The 18,503-nt window shown below is 34.4% G+C and carries 14 protein-coding genes; 10 read left to right on the top strand and 4 right to left on the bottom strand.

The features are described 5' to 3' along the window. Window positions 1–185: 185 nt before the first annotated feature. Entirely contained in the window at window positions 186–2,096 is a 1,911-nt protein-coding gene (dnaK, locus tag Q1B37_RS22335) for a molecular chaperone DnaK (protein ID WP_299610489.1), read from the bottom strand. A gap of 231 nt (window positions 2,097–2,327) precedes the next feature. On the opposite strand from dnaK, the gene Q1B37_RS22330 reads away from it, so the two are divergent. Together Q1B37_RS22330 and Q1B37_RS22325 are read left to right on the top strand one after the other, a co-directional pair. Next, the gene (locus tag Q1B37_RS22330) at window positions 2,328–3,752 is read left to right on the top strand and encodes an L-serine ammonia-lyase (protein ID WP_299902718.1); all 1,425 of its coding nucleotides are present in this window, start codon (window positions 2,328–2,330) and stop codon (window positions 3,750–3,752) included. Window positions 3,753–3,879: 127 nt separating this feature from the next. Continuing rightward, on the top strand, window positions 3,880–4,434 hold the full coding sequence (locus Q1B37_RS22325; protein ID WP_299902717.1) for a CPBP family glutamic-type intramembrane protease: 555 nt from the start codon (window positions 3,880–3,882) through the stop codon (window positions 4,432–4,434). Between the two features lies 1 nt (window position 4,435). On the opposite strand, the gene Q1B37_RS22320 is transcribed toward Q1B37_RS22325, so the two are convergent. Next, a complete protein-coding gene (locus Q1B37_RS22320) occupies window positions 4,436–4,903 on the bottom strand; it encodes a nuclear transport factor 2 family protein (RefSeq protein WP_299902715.1) in 468 nt (155 codons plus the stop codon). A gap of 154 nt (window positions 4,904–5,057) precedes the next feature. Between Q1B37_RS22320 and panB the strand changes: the two genes are divergently transcribed. Together panB and Q1B37_RS22310 are read left to right on the top strand one after the other, a co-directional pair. Then, the gene (gene panB, locus Q1B37_RS22315; protein ID WP_299610479.1) at window positions 5,058–5,876 is read left to right on the top strand and encodes a 3-methyl-2-oxobutanoate hydroxymethyltransferase; all 819 of its coding nucleotides are present in this window, start codon (window positions 5,058–5,060) and stop codon (window positions 5,874–5,876) included. Window positions 5,877–5,893: 17 nt separating this feature from the next. Next, window positions 5,894–6,592 carry an RluA family pseudouridine synthase gene (locus tag Q1B37_RS22310; RefSeq protein ID WP_299902713.1) on the top strand — a complete coding sequence of 233 codons (699 nt, stop codon included), beginning with the start codon at window positions 5,894–5,896 and terminating at the stop codon, window positions 6,590–6,592. A 2-nt stretch (window positions 6,593–6,594) separates the two neighbouring features. Here Q1B37_RS22310 and Q1B37_RS22305 read toward each other — a convergent pair whose 3' ends face one another. After that, complete coding sequence (locus Q1B37_RS22305; protein ID WP_299902711.1) at window positions 6,595–7,455, bottom strand: DMT family transporter; 861 nt, start codon at window positions 7,453–7,455, stop codon at window positions 6,595–6,597. A 13-nt stretch (window positions 7,456–7,468) separates the two neighbouring features. Next, window positions 7,469–9,013, bottom strand: a complete 1,545-nt coding sequence (locus Q1B37_RS22300) for a hypothetical protein (RefSeq protein ID WP_299902710.1) — start codon at window positions 9,011–9,013, stop codon at window positions 7,469–7,471. A 192-nt stretch (window positions 9,014–9,205) separates the two neighbouring features. On the opposite strand from Q1B37_RS22300, the gene Q1B37_RS22295 reads away from it, so the two are divergent. From Q1B37_RS22295 to Q1B37_RS22270, 6 genes are all read left to right on the top strand, one after another. Next, a complete protein-coding gene (locus tag Q1B37_RS22295; RefSeq protein ID WP_299902708.1) occupies window positions 9,206–10,375 on the top strand; it encodes a 2-isopropylmalate synthase in 1,170 nt (389 codons plus the stop codon). Window positions 10,376–10,421: 46 nt separating this feature from the next. Next, the gene (gene leuC, locus Q1B37_RS22290; protein ID WP_299610465.1) at window positions 10,422–11,804 is read left to right on the top strand and encodes a 3-isopropylmalate dehydratase large subunit; all 1,383 of its coding nucleotides are present in this window, start codon (window positions 10,422–10,424) and stop codon (window positions 11,802–11,804) included. 5 nt (window positions 11,805–11,809) lie between these two features. Continuing rightward, entirely contained in the window at window positions 11,810–12,397 is a 588-nt protein-coding gene (leuD, locus tag Q1B37_RS22285) for a 3-isopropylmalate dehydratase small subunit (RefSeq protein WP_299902706.1), read from the top strand. Window positions 12,398–12,408: 11 nt separating this feature from the next. Continuing rightward, window positions 12,409–13,524 (top strand): 3-isopropylmalate dehydrogenase, encoded by a 1,116-nt coding sequence (gene leuB, locus Q1B37_RS22280; RefSeq protein WP_299902704.1) that lies wholly within the window; start codon window positions 12,409–12,411, stop codon window positions 13,522–13,524. A 528-nt stretch (window positions 13,525–14,052) separates the two neighbouring features. After that, window positions 14,053–14,925 carry a tail fiber protein gene (locus Q1B37_RS22275; RefSeq protein ID WP_299902701.1) on the top strand — a complete coding sequence of 291 codons (873 nt, stop codon included), beginning with the start codon at window positions 14,053–14,055 and terminating at the stop codon, window positions 14,923–14,925. 25 nt (window positions 14,926–14,950) lie between these two features. Further along, window positions 14,951–18,499, top strand: a complete 3,549-nt coding sequence (locus tag Q1B37_RS22270) for an RHS repeat domain-containing protein (RefSeq protein WP_299902699.1) — start codon at window positions 14,951–14,953, stop codon at window positions 18,497–18,499. The last annotated feature ends 4 nt before the right edge of the window (window positions 18,500–18,503 follow it).

The raw sequence follows: 18,503 nt of genomic DNA, 5'->3' as shown, positions 1-18,503 counted from the left end.
TTACTTAGACGTAACATTGTCGAATTAGACATTAGCAATCTAAATCAAGAATAATTGTGTGTGAAAAATAAATGTAAAAGTATTATTAAGCCTTGATAAAAGTACATTATTTTTTTGGCTTATTACTGTTATGATAAAAAAAAAGCACAGTTTTCACTGTGCTTTTTCTATCTAGAATAACATTGTTATTTTACTTCTTCGAAATCTACATCTTCTACATCGCTAGCTTCAGAATCTCCTCCACCAGATTGTTGTCCGGCATCAGGTCCTGCTGCTCCACCTTGCTGTGCTTCAGCTTGTGCTTTGTACATTTCTTCACTTGCTACTTTCCAAGCTTCATTTATTTTATCTAGCGCTGGCTGAATAACTGCAAGATCCTTAGTTTCGTAAGCTTTCTTCAATTCTTCAAGAGCTTCTTCGATCGGCTTTTTCTTATCATCTGATAATTTGTCACCAAACTCTTTAAGCTGTTTTTCCGTTTGAAAAATCATTCCATCTGCTTCATTCAACTTATCAGCAGTTTCTTTAGCTGTTTTATCTGCTTCTGCATTTGCTTCTGCTTCTTGCTTCATTCTTTCGATTTCTTCTTCTGTTAATCCAGAAGATGCTTCGATACGAATATCCTGAGATTTGTTAGTAGCTTTATCAGTAGCAGACACTTTTATAATACCATTGGCATCGATATCAAAAGTTACTTCGATTTGTGGTACTCCTCTTTGTGCTGGCGGAATTCCATCTAAGTGGAAACGACCTATAGTCTTATTATCAGCTGCCATTGGACGCTCTCCTTGTAAAACATGGATCTCTACAGATGGTTGATTATCTGCTGCTGTAGAGAATACTTGAGACTTTTTAGTCGGAATCGTCGTATTCGCTTCGATTAACTTTGTCATTACGTTACCCATAGTCTCTATTCCTAAAGAAAGTGGTGTAACATCTAATAACAATACGTCTTTTACATCTCCAGTAAGTACTCCTCCCTGAATTGCAGCTCCAATAGCCACAACCTCATCTGGGTTCACACCTTTACTTGGTGCTTTTCCGAAAAACTTCTCTACTGCTTCCTGAACTGCAGGAATACGAGTAGATCCACCAACTAATATAATTTCATCGATATCACTTGTAGAAAGTCCTGCAGAATTTAATGCAGTACGACAAGGCTCGATTGTACGCTTTACCAAATCATCGATTAATTGATCGAATTTAGCTCTTGTTAATGATCTTACTAAGTGTTTAGGTCCACTAGCTGTAGCAGTAACGTATGGTAAGTTGATTTCTGTTTGAGCAGAAGATGACAATTCTATCTTTGCTTTTTCAGCAGCTTCTTTTAAACGCTGTAAAGCCATCGGATCCTGACGAAGATCCATGCTTTCCTCTGCTTTGAACTCTTCAGCTAACCAATCAATAATTTTTTGATCTACATCATCTCCTCCTAAGTGGGTATCACCATCTGTAGATAATACTTCAAATACTCCATCTCCTAATTCTAAGATAGATACATCATGAGTACCACCTCCAAAATCAAATACTACTATTTTTTGGTCAGTACCCTTTTTATCAAGACCATATGCTAGTGCAGCTGCAGTAGGCTCATTGATAATTCTTTCAACCTTTAATCCAGCGATTTCTCCAGCTTCTTTAGTAGCCTGACGTTGTGCATCATTAAAATAAGCAGGTACTGTAATTACCGCTCTACTAATATCCTGACCTAAGTAATCTTCTGCAGTTTTCTTCATTTTTTGAAGTGTCATCGCAGATAATTCCTGAGGTGTATATAAACGACCATCTATATCAACTCTAGGTGTATCGTTGTCTCCTTTCACTACTTTATAAGCAGCTCTTTCTGCTTCTTTAGATGATTCAGAGAATTTATTCCCCATAAATCTTTTAATAGAAGAGATTGTTTTAGTCGGGTTTGTAACCGCTTGACGTTTTGCAGGATCTCCAACTTTAATTTCTCCTCCTTCTACAAAAGCAATTACAGATGGAGTTGTTCTCTTTCCTTCTGCATTAGGGATAACTACGGGCTCATTACCTTCCATTACAGAAACACAAGAGTTTGTCGTCCCTAAATCTATTCCTATTATCTTACTCATATTACTATATAAATGTTATTAGTGTTTTCTAAATTATTTATTCCTCTTAGGTCAATGATTATGCCACGACTATTTATATGACAGGATGTCATTATCCCATAAAATCCTTTAAACAAGCTCAATAACACCTTAAAGAAAAACAAGCAAAACTTAACTATTCTGTAAAAAAAATAGTTTTTTTTTATCAATACGCTATATTTACCGCCATAATTTCACACACAATTGGCAATTATGGAATGTATCAGTGTTTTTGATATGCTTAAGATTGGTGTTGGCCCTTCTAGTTCTCATACTTTTGGACCATGGAGAGCTGGGAGACGTTGGATCGCAGAACTGAAAGAAAATAAACTTTTTACCTCTGTCATTTCAATAAAAGTTGACTTGTTCGGGTCTTTATCTTTAACCGGAAAAGGACACGCTACTGACATTGCTTCCATTTTGGGGCTTTGTGGATACGATCCGCAAACAATAGACGTTGCCCTGATACCTGAGATTATTGACCAGATAAAGTCAGATAAAACATTACTTTTTAATCAAGAATTGAAAGTTGATTTTGATCCAGAAACCCAAATTATATTCAATAGAGAATTCAAAGAATTTCATCCTAACGCCATCACATTTACTGCAACGTTAGCAGATAATAAAACAATCGACTCTACTTTTTATTCCATTGGTGGAGGTTTTGTGGTACAAGAGGAAAGAAAAAGGGAAAAGAAAAAAATGGAAGCTTTTAGAGAGTTTCCTTTACCCATCCAAAAAGCTTCAGATCTTATCTCTTATTGCCAACAAAAAAATAAAATGATTTCTGAAATTGTTCTAGAGAATGAACAATCTCTTCAGAGTGATGCAGAAATTAATAACAGAATACAGGAAATCTGGAATGTGATGCTTGAATCTATGTATACAGGTTGTCATACCGAAGGTACACTTCCTGGAGGATTAAATGTACGAAGAAGAGCATACGACACACATAAAAAACTTATTGGAGATTCCACTTATAACAATCCGACAGAATGGATTGAGGCCATAAGAAATACAGAGGTAAAATTCAGGCAAATCCTAAAATGGGTATCTTGTTTTGCTCTTGCAGTTAATGAAGTAAATGCCTCATTAGGAAGAGTAGTTACAGCTCCAACGAATGGAAGTGCAGGTGTTATACCAGCTGTCATGATGTACTATATGGTCATAGAAAACCATGATGCAAATTTTGACGATGTAAAACAATTTATGCTGGTAGCCGGAGAAATAGGTAGTTTATTTAAAAAAGGTGCTACTATTTCTGCAGCTATGGGAGGTTGTCAGGCAGAAATTGGTGTTTCTTCCGCTATGGCAGCAGGTGCTTTAACTGAGTTAATGGGAGGTACTCCAGAACAAGTAGTAATGGCCAGTGAAATAGCAATGGAGCATCACCTTGGTTTAACCTGTGACCCTATAGGAGGCTTGGTGCAAATACCTTGTATAGAACGAAACGCTATGGGTGCTATAAAGGCTATTAACGCTTGTGAAATGGCTCTAGATTCTGATGCAGCGAATGCCAAGGTACCTTTAGATAAAGTTATCGAAACTATGTGGGAAACCGCAAAAGATATGAATACAAAATATAAAGAAACCAGCGAAGGAGGATTAGCTATAAAAGTAAGCCTAAGCGATTGTTAATAACACCAATATTTCTATAAACTTGTTACAGAAAATCCAACAATTAATCTCATCTTATTTTAGGCTATTTGGATTGTACATTCTCTTCTTTATCTGTGTGCTTGTTCTTCAAAGTATTTTTCCATACTTGGACTTGCAGAAATATTCTCAAGATGCACTGTTAGAAATTATAAAAGAAGATAAACTTAAGGCGTTTTTAGCTATGGTAGTTTTTGCACCATGCATTGAAGAACTCATGTTTAGAACATTGCTAAAACCTTCCTATAAGGACATAGCTTTATTTTTAAGTTCTTGGACATTTTTTATCATAAATATCTTCATTACCTTAGAAATAACATGGTACTATAGCTACCTTGTTTCCATAATCATTATGATTATATTATTCTATACGTATTTAAAAGCTATTCCAAAATCATATTTAGACAAATTGATACATTACCTAGATAGTAATCAATTAATTACTCTACAACTAACTTCTGTGATTTTTGGATTTTTACATATTTTCAATTACGTAGATTCTCTAACAATAAATAGTATTCTATTTCTATTGATTGTTCCGAGAATTATTGCAGGACATATGTTTGGTAAAATAAAGATTATTAACAACCACATGATTTGGCCAATATTATTACATGCTATTAATAACGGAGTAGTCTTTTTGATCATAAGCAATCGTCCCTAAATCACTTGCACCCTTCTCTATTCCGAGTATCTGCAATCGCAATAATTTTCCAATTATCTCCATCATTAAATAACTGGAAAACATTCACTCCACAATGACTGAATTGATCATTCACATAAAATTCATAAGGTGTCCAAACCTGGGCAATCTGATTATCTGCATCAATTTTAAAACTCAATAATTTCTCTAACCACTTTTGCTCTTTCGGTTTATTATGAATTGCTCCCAAAAACTTATTAAAATCAGTTTTTACAGTTTTAACAATTCCTTTTTTATCTTTTGCAATAGTTAACATGCTAAGATTAGGATCGATCGTCTTAGCGATTTTAGCAGTATCACCTTCATGAAACCCATCGAAAAATTCTAAAATCAGTTCTTTCGCTTTTTGTTGATTACTATCCATAGCATCTTGGGAGTATGCCATCTGGCTTAAAATCAATGATACAATTACTAATAAAGTTCTATACATAATAAGAAGATTTGATATTCCTAAAAACAGATTTCTGGTTTTATACAAAATTAAAAATGAAAGGGCTATAATTTAAAATTAAATCAAAAATAATATACTCTTGTTACGATCTTTCTAATTGATTACTTTTACCAACACTAAATTAACATACAAAATGTCAACAGCAAAAAAAGATTACAAGCGCGTTACGGTAAAATCTCTTGTAGAGATGAAAGCTAATAAAGAAAAGATATCTATGCTTACTGCATATGATTATACCATGGCTAAAATTGTAGATGGCGCTGGGGTTGATGTTATTTTGGTCGGAGATTCTGCATCTAATGTGATGGCAGGTCATGAAACCACACTTCCAATTACATTGGACCAAATGATATATCATGCATCTTCTGTTATCCGAGCGATCGAAAGAGCGTTGATCATTGTGGATTTACCTTTCGGTAGTTACCAAAGTGACCCAAAAGAGGCTTTACGTTCAGCTATTAGAATCATGAAAGAATCTGGAGGACATGCAGTAAAACTTGAAGGAGGTAAAGAAGTAAAGGATTCTATAAAAAGAATTTTAAATGCAGGAATACCAGTTATGGGACATTTAGGTCTTACACCGCAATCTATATATAAATTCGGAACTTACACGGTTAGAGCTAAAGAAGAAGAAGAAGCTAGAAAATTAAAAGAAGACGCTTTAATGCTTGAAAAAGCAGGTTGCTTTGCCATAGTTTTAGAAAAAGTTCCTGCCAAATTAGCACAAGAGGTAGCAGAAAGCCTTACGATACCTATCATAGGAATTGGTGCAGGAAATGGTGTAGATGGTCAAGTATTAGTAACACATGATATGCTAGGCATGACACATGAATTTAATCCTCGTTTTCTAAGACGTTATTTAGATCTATATAGTGAAATGACTAATGCTTTTCAACAATATGTTGCCGATGTAAAATCGTTGGATTTTCCGAATGAAAATGAACAATATTAAATTGTACAACTAATTAGATGTCCAAAATTATTTCCAATAAGACCAATCTTCAAGTATTATATGAAGATAACCATATTATTGTCGTAAATAAAAGAGCCGGTGATATTGTTCAAGGAGATAAAACAGGAGACAAACCACTTAGTGAAGTAGTTAAAGAATATATTGCCGTAAAATATAATAAACCTGGAGCAGTATACTTAGGAGTGGTACATCGATTGGATAGGCCTACTAGTGGTATTGTCGTCTTTGCAAGAACCAGTAAAGCACTTCCAAGATTAAATAAACTTTTTGCTAATAAAGAAGCCCAAAAAACCTATTGGGCAGTAGTAAAGAATACTCCTCCGAAAAAAGATGACACTCTAGTGCATTGGCTAAAAAGAAATCCAAAACAGAATAAGTCATATGCTCATAAAAAAGAAGTGCCTGATAGTAAAAAAGCAATTTTAGAGTACAAAATTCTTAAAGAATTAGATCATTATTGCGCTTTGGAGATACTTCTTCATACAGGAAGACATCATCAAATCAGAACGCAATTATCGAGTATTGGATCTGTTATAAAAGGAGACTTAAAATATGGTGCAGACAGAAGTAATAAGGATGGAAGCATTCATCTACATGCTAGAAAACTAACTTTTGTTCATCCTGTAAAAAAGGAACCATTAACCATCATAGCTCCTCCTCCATCTGATGTTATATGGGATACAGTACTACGATAAAACTATTTATAAGATCTCACACTTTCTATAATTACAGAAGTAAGAATTAGCACACCACCAATAATTGTTGTAAATACAGGTATTTCTTTTAGAAAAATAATTCCAATTATAATTCCGTATACTGGTTGAACACTACTAATAATACTTGCTGTTGTTGCTGAAAATCGTTTTAAACTAAATAAAAATAAGGTATGACCAATAGCTGTAGTAAGTATAGCTAGCACTAACGTCCATGGCCATTGCGTTATAATTCCGGAGCTATCAAATACAAAAAGAGTAGGAAATAACATAATACTAATAATTACCAATTGATACCACATGAGCATCGAACCATGATAATTACTTACTTTGGTTTTCATAAGTAAGTTTCTTAATGCATAGCAAAACGCAGAAACAACCCCAATAGCCACTGCTTTTGCATATGAATTTTCTAAACTAAAATTAGGTACTAAAAAGTAAATCCCCAATAAGACCAAAGCACCTAATACTAAATGCATTTTCTGAAATTTTGTTTTTAGGATGATTGGCTCCAAAAATGATGTAATTACTGGATAAGTAAATAAAGACAACATACCGATAGCTACATTGGACATCTTTAAAGAATAGAAATACGTAATCCAATGTAATCCCATAAGAATACCTCCAAAAACAATAGTACTCCTATCTTTTGAGGCTATTCCGAATGATATCTTTTTCCATTTACAAAAAAGGAATAGTACAATTCCGGCTAAAATTGCTCTAAAAGCAATAGTCACAGGCACTGGCATGTCTATATATCTCCCAAGAGCACCAGAAGTACTAATAAAAAGCATTGCCAAATTTAATTCCAGAATATTTCGAAGGTGGTGAGAATTATTCTCCATAAATAAGTTAGTATTAGCGTACTAATTTTTTAGACTTTTCCTTAATTATTTCCGAAACAGGACGATTTTCGATATTACTTTCTAACCAAGATAAGATATCTAAATATAAAAAAGCTCTTTTCTCATACGGATGATCTTCATATTGCTTCAAAGTTTTATGTAGTTTTCTAAACTCATCTTTAATTTGATGAGGGAAGATATCACCAAGATTTCTAAGAAACTTAATCATTTCTTTTTGTACTTCATGCAAATCATCCATTTTTATAAGAAACCTATATGTTTCTTTTAACTGACTTTCCAAATGATAATCCATTCCAGCTTCATAATGTGCTACTAAACTCAATACTCTAGCAAAACACATAAGATCCTCCCTCATTTTCAAGGATTTATTATTTATGATTTTACCTAAATACTCTATACACTTACGATGATTAGCCATCCCAAAATATAAGCATCCGATTTTATAGTAAAGCACCATAATGTGATGATCATCAAGACGATTTTTGTACTTAATAATATTTTCTAAAATTTCATCTACCAAGTACTCCCCTTCATCAAAGGTTCCTTCTAAAAAATGAACATTTAACCGATTGTTATAGATAAATTGAAAAGATAATACTTCTATATTATCATCTGTAGGAAAACTATCAGATTTAATAGTCTCTTCTAATTTACTAAGTGTAAGTTTCAACTTTGTTTTATCCTGAATTAGATATAATGATTCTAACAAATAGTGATTACCTCTTAGAAAAAAAACAGGGTTTAATGCTATCATTTTAGGGTGCTCATAAAATAAATCTACCCATTTCTTAGAATACTTATAACAGGACAAAAAATCCTGCACCATAAAACTGTACCACAAATGAGCTTTATATAACCATAATTTTTCCCTAAACCCTAAAAGACTCCAATCATACTTAGGCAATTTACTTTCAAAATAATGTGTAATTTCTTTATGCTCTCGATCATTTCTTACGTAGCCACTTTTGATCATTAAACCATATAGCTGAAGTGATAAATTAGAGAGTCTACTCGTAAGCACATTTTTCATGCTTAGCATTTTTGCTTCAATCGTTAATTCATCAGCGCGGCTATTAATACTCCTGGTGATATATTGGGTTTCGATTACTTTTTCGAGTTCTACAATTTCATAGGCAATATTATTCTCTTCATTTTCTTTCGCAACTGTTTTCGCCTTGTCTAAAATCTTCAGACTTTGTTTATACAATCCTTTATGATATAAAATCGTCGCAAAATCTAATTGCTCTCTAATTTGTGATCTGATGTTTTGATGTAAAGGACTTAATCGTAGACTAATTAAAATTTGTTTATAAAGATGCGCCTTAAGATTCGAGAGTTGTTGCTTCTTTACAATTCCTTTAGAAACAATTAGCTCTTCATCCAATTTTTCGCTTTTATCTAAGTGATTAAATAATGCCAAAAATTTAGAGTCTGTATTCACTCCTAATCGACCTACGTACACTTTAAATTGTCGTTTTTCGGACTTTGAAAGCGACTTTACCAAAATAAACAAAGGATCTTTTTGATCATTAGTCATTGTAAGAAAATATATTGTAATTAACTGATTAAAAGAAAGTTAATCTATTATCGAAACTTTTCAGCATTGTAAAATACTTTGACGAATCCCTTCCTTTTGAATACCCAAAATATAAATTCGTAAGAGAAAAGTAAAACATCTTAGAAGATATTTTATAAGATATTTTTAAAACTAATAATTCACATAATTCCTATGAGCGATAATAAAGTCCAAATTTTTGACACCACGTTAAGGGACGGAGAGCAAGTCCCAGGTTGTAAATTAAATACTCAACAAAAGTTAGTGATTGCTGAGCGACTAGACCTTTTAGGAGTTGATATCATCGAAGCTGGATTCCCTGTTTCTAGCCCTGGAGATTTTACTTCGGTAAACGAAATTGCTAAGATTGTAAAGAACGCAACTGTTTGTGGATTAACCAGAGCGGTAGAAAACGATATCAAAGTGGCTGCAGAAGCACTGAAATATGCTAAAAAACCAAGAATTCATACAGGAATTGGCACTTCGGATTCACATATCAAATATAAATTCAATTCTACACAAGACAAAGTCATCGAAAGAGGAATTGCCGCGGTAAAATATGCAAAGTCTTTTGTTGAAGATGTAGAGTTTTATGCCGAAGATGCTGGTAGAACTGATAATGAATTCTTAGCTCGAGTCTGCGAAGAAATGATAAAAGCAGGGGCTACCGTACTAAACATTCCTGATACTACAGGGTATTGTTTACCAGAAGAGTACGGAGCGAAAATAAAATACTTAAAGGAAAATGTAAAAGGAATTGATAAGGTTACTATTTCTTGTCATTGTCATAACGATTTAGGATTAGCCACTGCCAATTCTATTGCAGGTGCTATCAATGGTGCTCGACAAATAGAATGTACCATTAACGGAATTGGTGAACGTGCTGGTAATACAGCTTTAGAAGAAGTAGTGATGATCATGAAACAACATCCTTACTTACATCTAAATACAGACATCAATTCTAAATTATTATATGATACGAGTTTAATGGTGTCAGAAAGTATGGGAATGATGGTACAACCTAATAAAGCTATTGTAGGTGCTAATGCCTTTGCACATAGTTCTGGTATCCATCAAGATGGAGTGATTAAGAATCGTGAGACCTACGAAATCATTGATCCTGCCGAAGTTGGTGTTACTGAATCTGCTATCGTGCTAACTGCAAGAAGCGGTAGAGCTGCATTAGCTTATAGAGCAAAAAAGATCGGTTATGAATTAACAAAACTTCAATTAGATGAAGTATATAAAGAATTCTTAAACTACGCTGATAGAAAGAAAGAAGTAGTTAATAATGATATTCATGAAATTATGAAAACTGTTTCTGTAGAAGCGGCAGTTGTATAACAAAAATGAATTATTAGATTCAGAATACGTTAGGTATATCACACATATGAAAAAGACATTATTCGATAAGGTTTGGGACGCGCACGTCGTCAAAGAAGTCGAAAACGGCCCTCAAATACTTTATATTGATCAACATTTAATCCACGAAGTTACAAGTCCACAAGCATTTGGTGAATTGGAACAACGTGGAATTCCTATTTTTAGACCTCATCAGGTAGTAGCTACAGCAGATCATAACACTCCCACTGTAGACCAACATCTTCCTGTAAAAGATCCTCAATCACGTAATCAATTGGCGCAATTAACAGAAAACTGTACTAAAAATAACATTACGCTCTATGGACTAGGTCATAAAAACAATGGTATTGTACATGTAATGGCTCCTGAATTAGGTATCACACAACCAGGAATGACCATGGTTTGTGGAGATAGCCATACCTCTACTCACGGTGCTTTTGGTTCTATTGCTTTTGGAATTGGAACAAGTCAGGTCGCACAAGTTTTTGCGAGTCAGTGTTTGTTATTACAAAAGCCTAAAAGTTTACGTGTTAATGTAAATGGAAAACTACAACCAGGAGTACTTCCTAAAGATGTTATTCTTTATATCATTTCTAAACTAGGTACCAATTCTGGTACTGGATATTTCTGTGAATATGCAGGAAATGTTTTTGAAGAAATGTCTATGGAAGGTAGAATGACCGTTTGTAATATGAGTATCGAAATGGGAGCGCGTGGAGGAATGATTGCTCCAGATGAAACTACTTTTGAATATATTAAAGGAAGAGAATTTGCTCCAAAAGGAGCTGATTTTGATAAGAAAGTAGCGTATTGGAAAACATTACCAACTGATGAAGGTGCTGTTTTTGATAAAGAATATCATTTTGATGCAGCGGATATATCTCCTATGATTACCTATGGAACAAATCCAGGTATGGGAATTAAGATCACTGAAAACATTCCTGTAGATACAAATGCTTCTTTTGAGAAATCATTGGCCTATATGAATTTTGAAAAAGGACAATCTCTGATTGACCAGGAAGTAAATTATGTGTTTATCGGAAGCTGTACAAATAGTAGGATTGAAGACTTTAGAGTTGCCGCAAATTATATAAAAGGAAAGAAAAAAGCAGAAAATGTTACGGCTTGGTTTGTTCCAGGATCTCAGCGAGTAGCTACTCAAATTGTAGATGAAGGTCTAAATGAAATCTTTGAAGAGGCTGGCTTTAAACTAAGACAACCAGGTTGCTCCGCTTGTTTAGCTATGAACGATGATAAAATTCCGGAAGGAGAATACTGTGTATCCACTTCTAATAGAAATTTTGAAGGTCGACAAGGACAAGGTGCCAGAACCATTCTTGCCAGTCCTTTAGTTGCAGCAGCTACGGCAATAGAAGGAAAAATAATAGACATTACTAAACATTTAAACTAATCGCTATGGATAAGTTTATAAAGTTAACATCTACAGCGATACCCTTACCAATCGAAAATGTAGATACAGATCAAATCATTCCTGCACGTTTTCTAAAAGCCACCAGTAGAGAAGGCTTCGGAGAGAACTTATTTAGAGACTGGCGTTATCATAAAGACGGAAGTATGAATGCTGATTTTGCGCTAAATGACACAAAATATAGTGGTAGTATTTTAATAGCCGGCACTAACTTTGGATGTGGCTCTAGTAGAGAACATGCTGCCTGGGCGATACATGATTATGGGATCAAAGTGGTGGTGTCCAGCTTTTTTGCAGATATATTTAAAGGGAATTCATTAAATAATGGATTATTGCCGATACAAGTAACTCCAGAGTATCTACAAGAGTTATTTTCTGCGATTGAAAAAGATCCAAAAACAGAAATAGAAGTAGACTTAGAGGCGCAAACTATTACTATTGTTTCTTCCGAATCTAAAGCTGACTTCGAAATTAATAGTTATAAGAAAATGTGCTTACTCAATGGATATGATGACATTGATTTTTTAATAAGCAACCAATCAGAAATAGAAGCTTTTGAAAAAGCACGTACCTAAAAGATACATACATGAAACTAGAAATTGCTGTATTATCCGGAGACGGAATCGGACCAGAAGTAACTGCACAAGCAGTAAAAGCTTTAGAAGCTATTGCACATAGTTTTGATCATACATTTACTTTTAAGGATGCTTTGGTAGGTGCTATTGCGATTGATAAGACCGGAAATCCATTACCAGAAGAAACACTGCAACTCTGCGCTGATACAGACGCAGTACTGTTTGGAGCCATTGGTGACCCTAAATATGATAATGATCCCAGTGCTCCTGTTCGTCCAGAGCAAGGATTATTGCGCTTGCGAAAAGAACTCGGTTTATATGCCAATATCCGCCCAGTAAAAGCTTATGATACCTTACTAGAGAAATCACCCTTAAAGAGAAATATAATAGAGGGAACAGATATCTCTATTTATCGAGAACTTACTGGTGGAATTTATTTTGGTAAAAAACAACTTAATGAAGCAGGAACTGTGGCTTCAGATTTATGTGAATATTCTAAAGAAGAGATAGAACGCATCGCGAGATTAGCTTTTAAAGCAGCTCAGAAAAGACGCAAAAAACTTACATTAGTTGATAAAGCAAATGTTTTAGAATCTTCTAGACTATGGAGAAAGGTAGTTACTGAAATCGCAAAAGAATATACAGATGTAGCTTTAGATTTTCTCTTTGTAGACAATGCAGCGATGCAAATGATCCTTAATCCAAGTCAGTTTGATGTAATCTTAACCGAAAATATGTTTGGAGACATTATCTCCGATGAAGCCAGTGTAATTGGAGGTTCTATAGGACTATTAGCTTCTGCTTCTGTCGGAGATACTTGTTGTATGTTCGAACCGATACACGGATCCTATCCACAAGCAACAGGAAAAGGAATTGCCAATCCAATAGCTGCTATTTTATCAGCAGCGATGTTACTAGAGCATTTTGATCTTTTAGAGGAATCACAAGCTATTAAAAATGCTGTGGAGAAAGCGTTAGAGTTAAATCTTACCACTCCAGATCTAAATAGTATCAATCCTTTAACAACAGAAAAAGTAGGAGACTTTATTTATGATTATATTTTAAATCCTGAAGACTCTAACATTAATTTTGAAAATATACACGTAGGCCAATCTACGATTATCTAATATTAGTTATATATTTATTGTTATAAGAAGGCAATCAGAAAGATTTTTCTGGTTGCTTTTTTGTTTTTAGATAACACTCAAAACACGATCTATTTACTCATTTTTTAGTATGATCTAGCGTTCACAATTTATAAAACCTACCAAAGACTCTAATAATAATTCCTGACCATTAACAGCAAACTTCAGAAACCTGAAACCTATTACCAGTTACCTAATTTATAAACCCCGATATCAAACTCCATAAACCTAACTCTCGATATCCTATTCAATTTTTTTTTAAAAAAATTAAGTTTTTGAGGTAACACATCCTTTGATTTCGACACTTACCAATATAAGACTCTACTTAAAAAGGGAAAACGAATAGATAAAACGAAAAAAGTATTCATAAAAAAGCTACCGAATTTTGTTGATAACAATCTGATTTCTTGCAGATCAGATTTACAGGTAACGAGTACTTTTGCACGTTTCTATGAAACCCCAAAATAGAAGAGTTATACGATAACATAATCATACTATCAATTTTAAATTATGAAAAAATCATTGTTCTTTTTGTTTGTATTTTTTTCTTTAATTAGAATAAATGCTCAAACCATAGTTGCGAATCCACAAAACTCTGGTGTAGAAGGTGGAGAAATTCAGTTATTACAAAGTAACGCTACTTACAACAAAATCCATCTAGATAATTATGCTGGTAATTTCAGAATTTTTCATTCTGGTGTGGTAAGGTTTAATGTAGCTCCTGACGGCAATATTGGAATTGGAACCACTACTCCGCAAGCAAAACTCCATATAACGGTAAACAAAGATGAAATTTCATGGCCAGTTATTGCAAATAACTCCAGAAATAACGGAACAGTATCTAATTATGGTGTTGGAGTAAAATTAAAACATTCAAATGATAATGAACACTGGAAATGGGGTGGTATTGCTTCGATTCAGGAGACTAGTTGGGCTAATGCATCTGGATTAGCATTGTACGCAAATGAAACTGAATATTTACGTATACGAGCTAATGGTGATGTTGGTATTGGAACTACTACTCCAGATGCTAAGCTTGCAGTAAACGGTAATATTCATACTAAAGAAATAAAAGTAGACCTTACAAACTGGCCAGACTATGTATTTGAAGATACATATACACTACCAACTTTACAAGAAGTAGCTGATCACATAGCTACAAAAGGGCATCTCATCAACATTCCATCCGCTGCTGAAGTTGAAGAAAATGGTATACAATTAGGCGAAATGAATGCTAAACTCCTGGAAAAGATCGAAGAATTGACTTTGTATACGATTGCACAAGAAAAAGAGATTAAAGAATTACAAAAAGTAAAAGCTAAAAATAGTGAGCTCGAAGCAAGACTTGCTAAGATTGAAGCATTATTGTTAGAAAGAAAATAAATCCTAATGACATAAAAAGCAATTCATGAAAAAAGTAATTAGAATAACACTGGCAGCATTGCTATTATATACAGCTTCGTTTTATGGACAGGAATATCCAGGTGCTCCAGTTCCGGATTTTTATCCTACTTCTCCAGAGGCAGCAAGTTTGGGAGCCTATGGTAATATCGATAGAGCATTACAAAGTGGAAATATGAGTTTTGCGGTACCAGTATACACCTTTCAAATGGGATCATACTCGTGGCCCATTGCCCTAAACTATAGTTATGGAGGGTTATTATTAGAAGGCAAACCTTCTATTACTGGATTAGGTTGGAATCTTGCAGGTATGGGTGCAGTAAGACGCGAAGTAAGAGGGTTACCAGATGAACATCCAGAAGGATACTACGGACCACGTGATCGAGGTGCGCGTATCAAAGAGTATATGAATGGCACAGATTTCTCTTTATCAGAACTAAGAAAATATCTTAACGGAGAATGGGATAAAGAAGTAGATATTTATCATGTACAAGCAGGTCCTGTATCATTTTCCTATAAAAAGGATGAATATGGAAATCCTGTATACCTATCACAACACAATCATAAGGTTAGCTACAGTGATCAAGAAATTACGGTAACCGATGATAATGGTATCATCTATACCTTTGCTGACACTGAAAATAATGAACCATCTGATGCAACACCAAGCACTGCTTTTGAGTATACGATTACTTGGAATCTTTCAGAAATTAAATATCCAAATGGTCGTACACTAACTTTTAATTATATCGATGATCAATATCTAAGCTATGATTTTTATGCCAGCGGATCGGTACGTTATTTTCCTAATGGATTACAAGATGGAACTGGAGGGACAGGTCCTACTTATGGCACAGGAACCTATCAGGATGGCGTAAACCAATCTGTTATCAAAAGAAAGATCTTAAAATCCATAACCTCTTCTGATGCCACCTTACTTACTTTTTCGATTACCACAATTGCTGGTAGAAAACTATATAATGGCATCTCAGTATCTAAACAAAGTAATATAGATGCTTATACATTTTCTTATGATGGTGCCAGAGATATGTTAACTCAGGTAACCAAAGACGGACAACTCCTATTTGGTTTCGAATATTATGACCAAAACGATATGCCAGGCTTTATAGACAATATCAATGATCGTGCTCGTGCGCAGGACGATTGGCGATTTTATAATGCTGCGGCTAATGCTGCGGCTCTAAACGTACCTTCATCATCCTATCAGGCTGATAAAGCTCCTAATTTTGTTGCTACTCGAAAAGGTGCCATGAAAAAAATCATATATCCTACTGGTGGATATTCTATGATCGATTATGAACAAAATCAAATTAATGAAGTCTATAATCAGCCTTCATCTAATAATACAAATCCATATGCCAATGTATCTTTTAACAGACAGATTTTATTAAAGTTACAATCTGATAATAGTGCTTCTGCTCCCGAGGTTAAAACTGTGGTATTCTCTAAAACATTTGATCAACCAACTGTTGCAAGTATATCTCATAAAATTGCAGGTAATATAGGAAGTAGTAATTTGTCTGTGAATATTACTGGTCCAAGTAATTGTCCTCCATCAATAGATCAGCCAACTATAGATCCTGTAAGTGATGAATATTATTTAAATGCTGAATATTTTAGGAGTAGATTAAATGAAATCCCTCAAATGTGTCCGACATTGGGTGAGCAATTTGGACCAGACAACGGAGATCAACTGGGTTATCAAAGTATTTCTCGCAGTTCTGGTGGTAGAATTATTATCAAACCAGGAACCTATACTTTTAGAATTACTAATGAATACAACCGTGGTTCTGATGCAACTAGTGAAATTAAAGTACTCTTTTATGAGCCACCAGCTAGTGGAACTATCGTAGGAAGTGAAATCAATGTGGATGTTGGTGGTATAAGAGTAGAGAAAATACAACACTACACCGATAACAATAGCATTTCAAAAACCCAATATTTTGATTATGCCACAGAAATTGGTGGATCTTCTGGATTACTTCTTAACAAGTTCGAAGAGGTACCTTTTAATGTAGTTACATATACCCCATCTCCTTTTGTTGATTCTAATCAACCTATAAGAACTGAGTATACCGATATTGCTTATCGCTTAAACCGATTTAACTCTTTAACGGTAAATCAAAGTAGTCCTGTGTATTACACGCATATCAAAGAATATGATAGTTTTATTTTAGAAGAAGTAACAGATTCTGATAATGATTCTGACTTACCGCCTATATTTGATCCTTTAACAAATGAAGATGGAACACTTGTATATTCCGAAATTGGAAATACCAGCAGCTCTACTAATTATATTCGCAAGTATCCTAATGGATATAAGCTTACCGTGTTTGAAGCACCCGCACAAAACTACGATTTCGAACATCCTAATTATCCACAAAATCAAGATCTGGATAAAGGAAGAGTAAAACTATCTGTTGTCTACAAAGGAGGAGACGAAACTAGCAAAGTACAACAGAGCGAAACCCAATACAAACAATTCAGAGGTTTGGTGGACCAAGATTATCAGGATTACAATAACGATCATCCTTGGAGTTTAAAAATTGTACAAAAATTAAATATTGTAGCCGATTGTACAATTCCTGGAGCTTGTGACCTTAATCCTATTCCTTCACAAGAACACTATCAAATCGATCGATATATCATTAAACCTTATCGAGAGGTACTTACGCGCTATAAACCACTTACTTCGGTAAGCACTAGTTATTTTAATAAAGATGGTGTACAGCAAATCGTAACCAATAGGAGTACAAACCTATATAATAGTAATTATGCCATTGCAGAAACTACTGTAACAGATTCTCATGGAGATCAGATCAGAACAGTACTTAAATATCCCTACAACAGTCTTACTGATTTTACGAATTTAAGTACCGAAGCATCGAATACTATTACTGCATTAAAATCTGCAAATCGTATCAGTACTCCAATCCAAACAGAAGCTTACAAAAAGGAAGGCAATACGGAAACCTTACTCTATACCCAAAGAACCGATTACAAATCATGGGGAGATAACATTTCTGGTGATGTGTTATATGCTCCAGAAACCACTTGGATCGCTAAAAGAAATGATGATTTAGAAAAACGCCTTTCCTATTTTGGGTATGACGCTTATGGAAATCCAATTTCCGTCGCACAAGAAGATGGTACTCATATTTATTATATCTGGGGATATCAAGGGCAACAACCTATTGCAAAGATTACAAATTTTACCATGGCACAAGCAGCCAATATACAATCTTTAATCGATGATGCTATAGCTGCGGCGGATGCAGATTTTAACCGACCTACAGGAACGTCTGGCACCGAAGCAGCATTGCGCGAAGCTCTTGAAGATATCCGTACAGACCCTCAATTAGAGAATGCACAAATGAGCTACTACACCTACGATCCAATGATTGGAGTAACCAGTATGACTGATCTACGAGGATATACCATGTATTATGAATACGATGCTTTAAACAGACTTATCGCTGTTAAAGATGCAGACGGAAATCTGGTGTCAGAAAACAAGTATAACTACAAAAACTAAGAAA

Source organism: uncultured Aquimarina sp. (genome assembly GCF_947492965.1).
GTDB lineage: Bacteria > Bacteroidota > Bacteroidia > Flavobacteriales > Flavobacteriaceae > Aquimarina.
This window is presented reverse-complemented; position numbering and strand designations above follow the sequence as displayed.

Bases quoted from the DNA above. Each gene is read 5' to 3' on its own strand.
- Q1B37_RS22330 (WP_299902718.1), top strand. From the start codon at position 2,328: ATGGAATGTATCAGTGTTTTTGATATGCTTAAGATTGGTGTTGGCCCT.
- leuB (WP_299902704.1), top strand. From the start codon at position 12,409: ATGAAACTAGAAATTGCTGTATTATCCGGAGACGGAATCGGACCAGAA.
- leuD (WP_299902706.1), top strand. From the start codon at position 11,810: ATGGATAAGTTTATAAAGTTAACATCTACAGCGATACCCTTACCAATC.
- Q1B37_RS22320 (WP_299902715.1), bottom strand. From the start codon at position 4,903: ATGTATAGAACTTTATTAGTAATTGTATCATTGATTTTAAGCCAGATG.
- Q1B37_RS22310 (WP_299902713.1), top strand. From the start codon at position 5,894: ATGTCCAAAATTATTTCCAATAAGACCAATCTTCAAGTATTATATGAA.
- Q1B37_RS22295 (WP_299902708.1), top strand. From the start codon at position 9,206: ATGAGCGATAATAAAGTCCAAATTTTTGACACCACGTTAAGGGACGGA.
- Q1B37_RS22305 (WP_299902711.1), bottom strand. From the start codon at position 7,455: ATGGAGAATAATTCTCACCACCTTCGAAATATTCTGGAATTAAATTTG.
- Q1B37_RS22300 (WP_299902710.1), bottom strand. From the start codon at position 9,013: ATGACTAATGATCAAAAAGATCCTTTGTTTATTTTGGTAAAGTCGCTT.
- dnaK (WP_299610489.1), bottom strand. From the start codon at position 2,096: ATGAGTAAGATAATAGGAATAGATTTAGGGACGACAAACTCTTGTGTT.
- Q1B37_RS22270 (WP_299902699.1), top strand. From the start codon at position 14,951: ATGAAAAAAGTAATTAGAATAACACTGGCAGCATTGCTATTATATACA.
- panB (WP_299610479.1), top strand. From the start codon at position 5,058: ATGTCAACAGCAAAAAAAGATTACAAGCGCGTTACGGTAAAATCTCTT.
- leuC (WP_299610465.1), top strand. From the start codon at position 10,422: ATGAAAAAGACATTATTCGATAAGGTTTGGGACGCGCACGTCGTCAAA.
- Q1B37_RS22275 (WP_299902701.1), top strand. From the start codon at position 14,053: ATGAAAAAATCATTGTTCTTTTTGTTTGTATTTTTTTCTTTAATTAGA.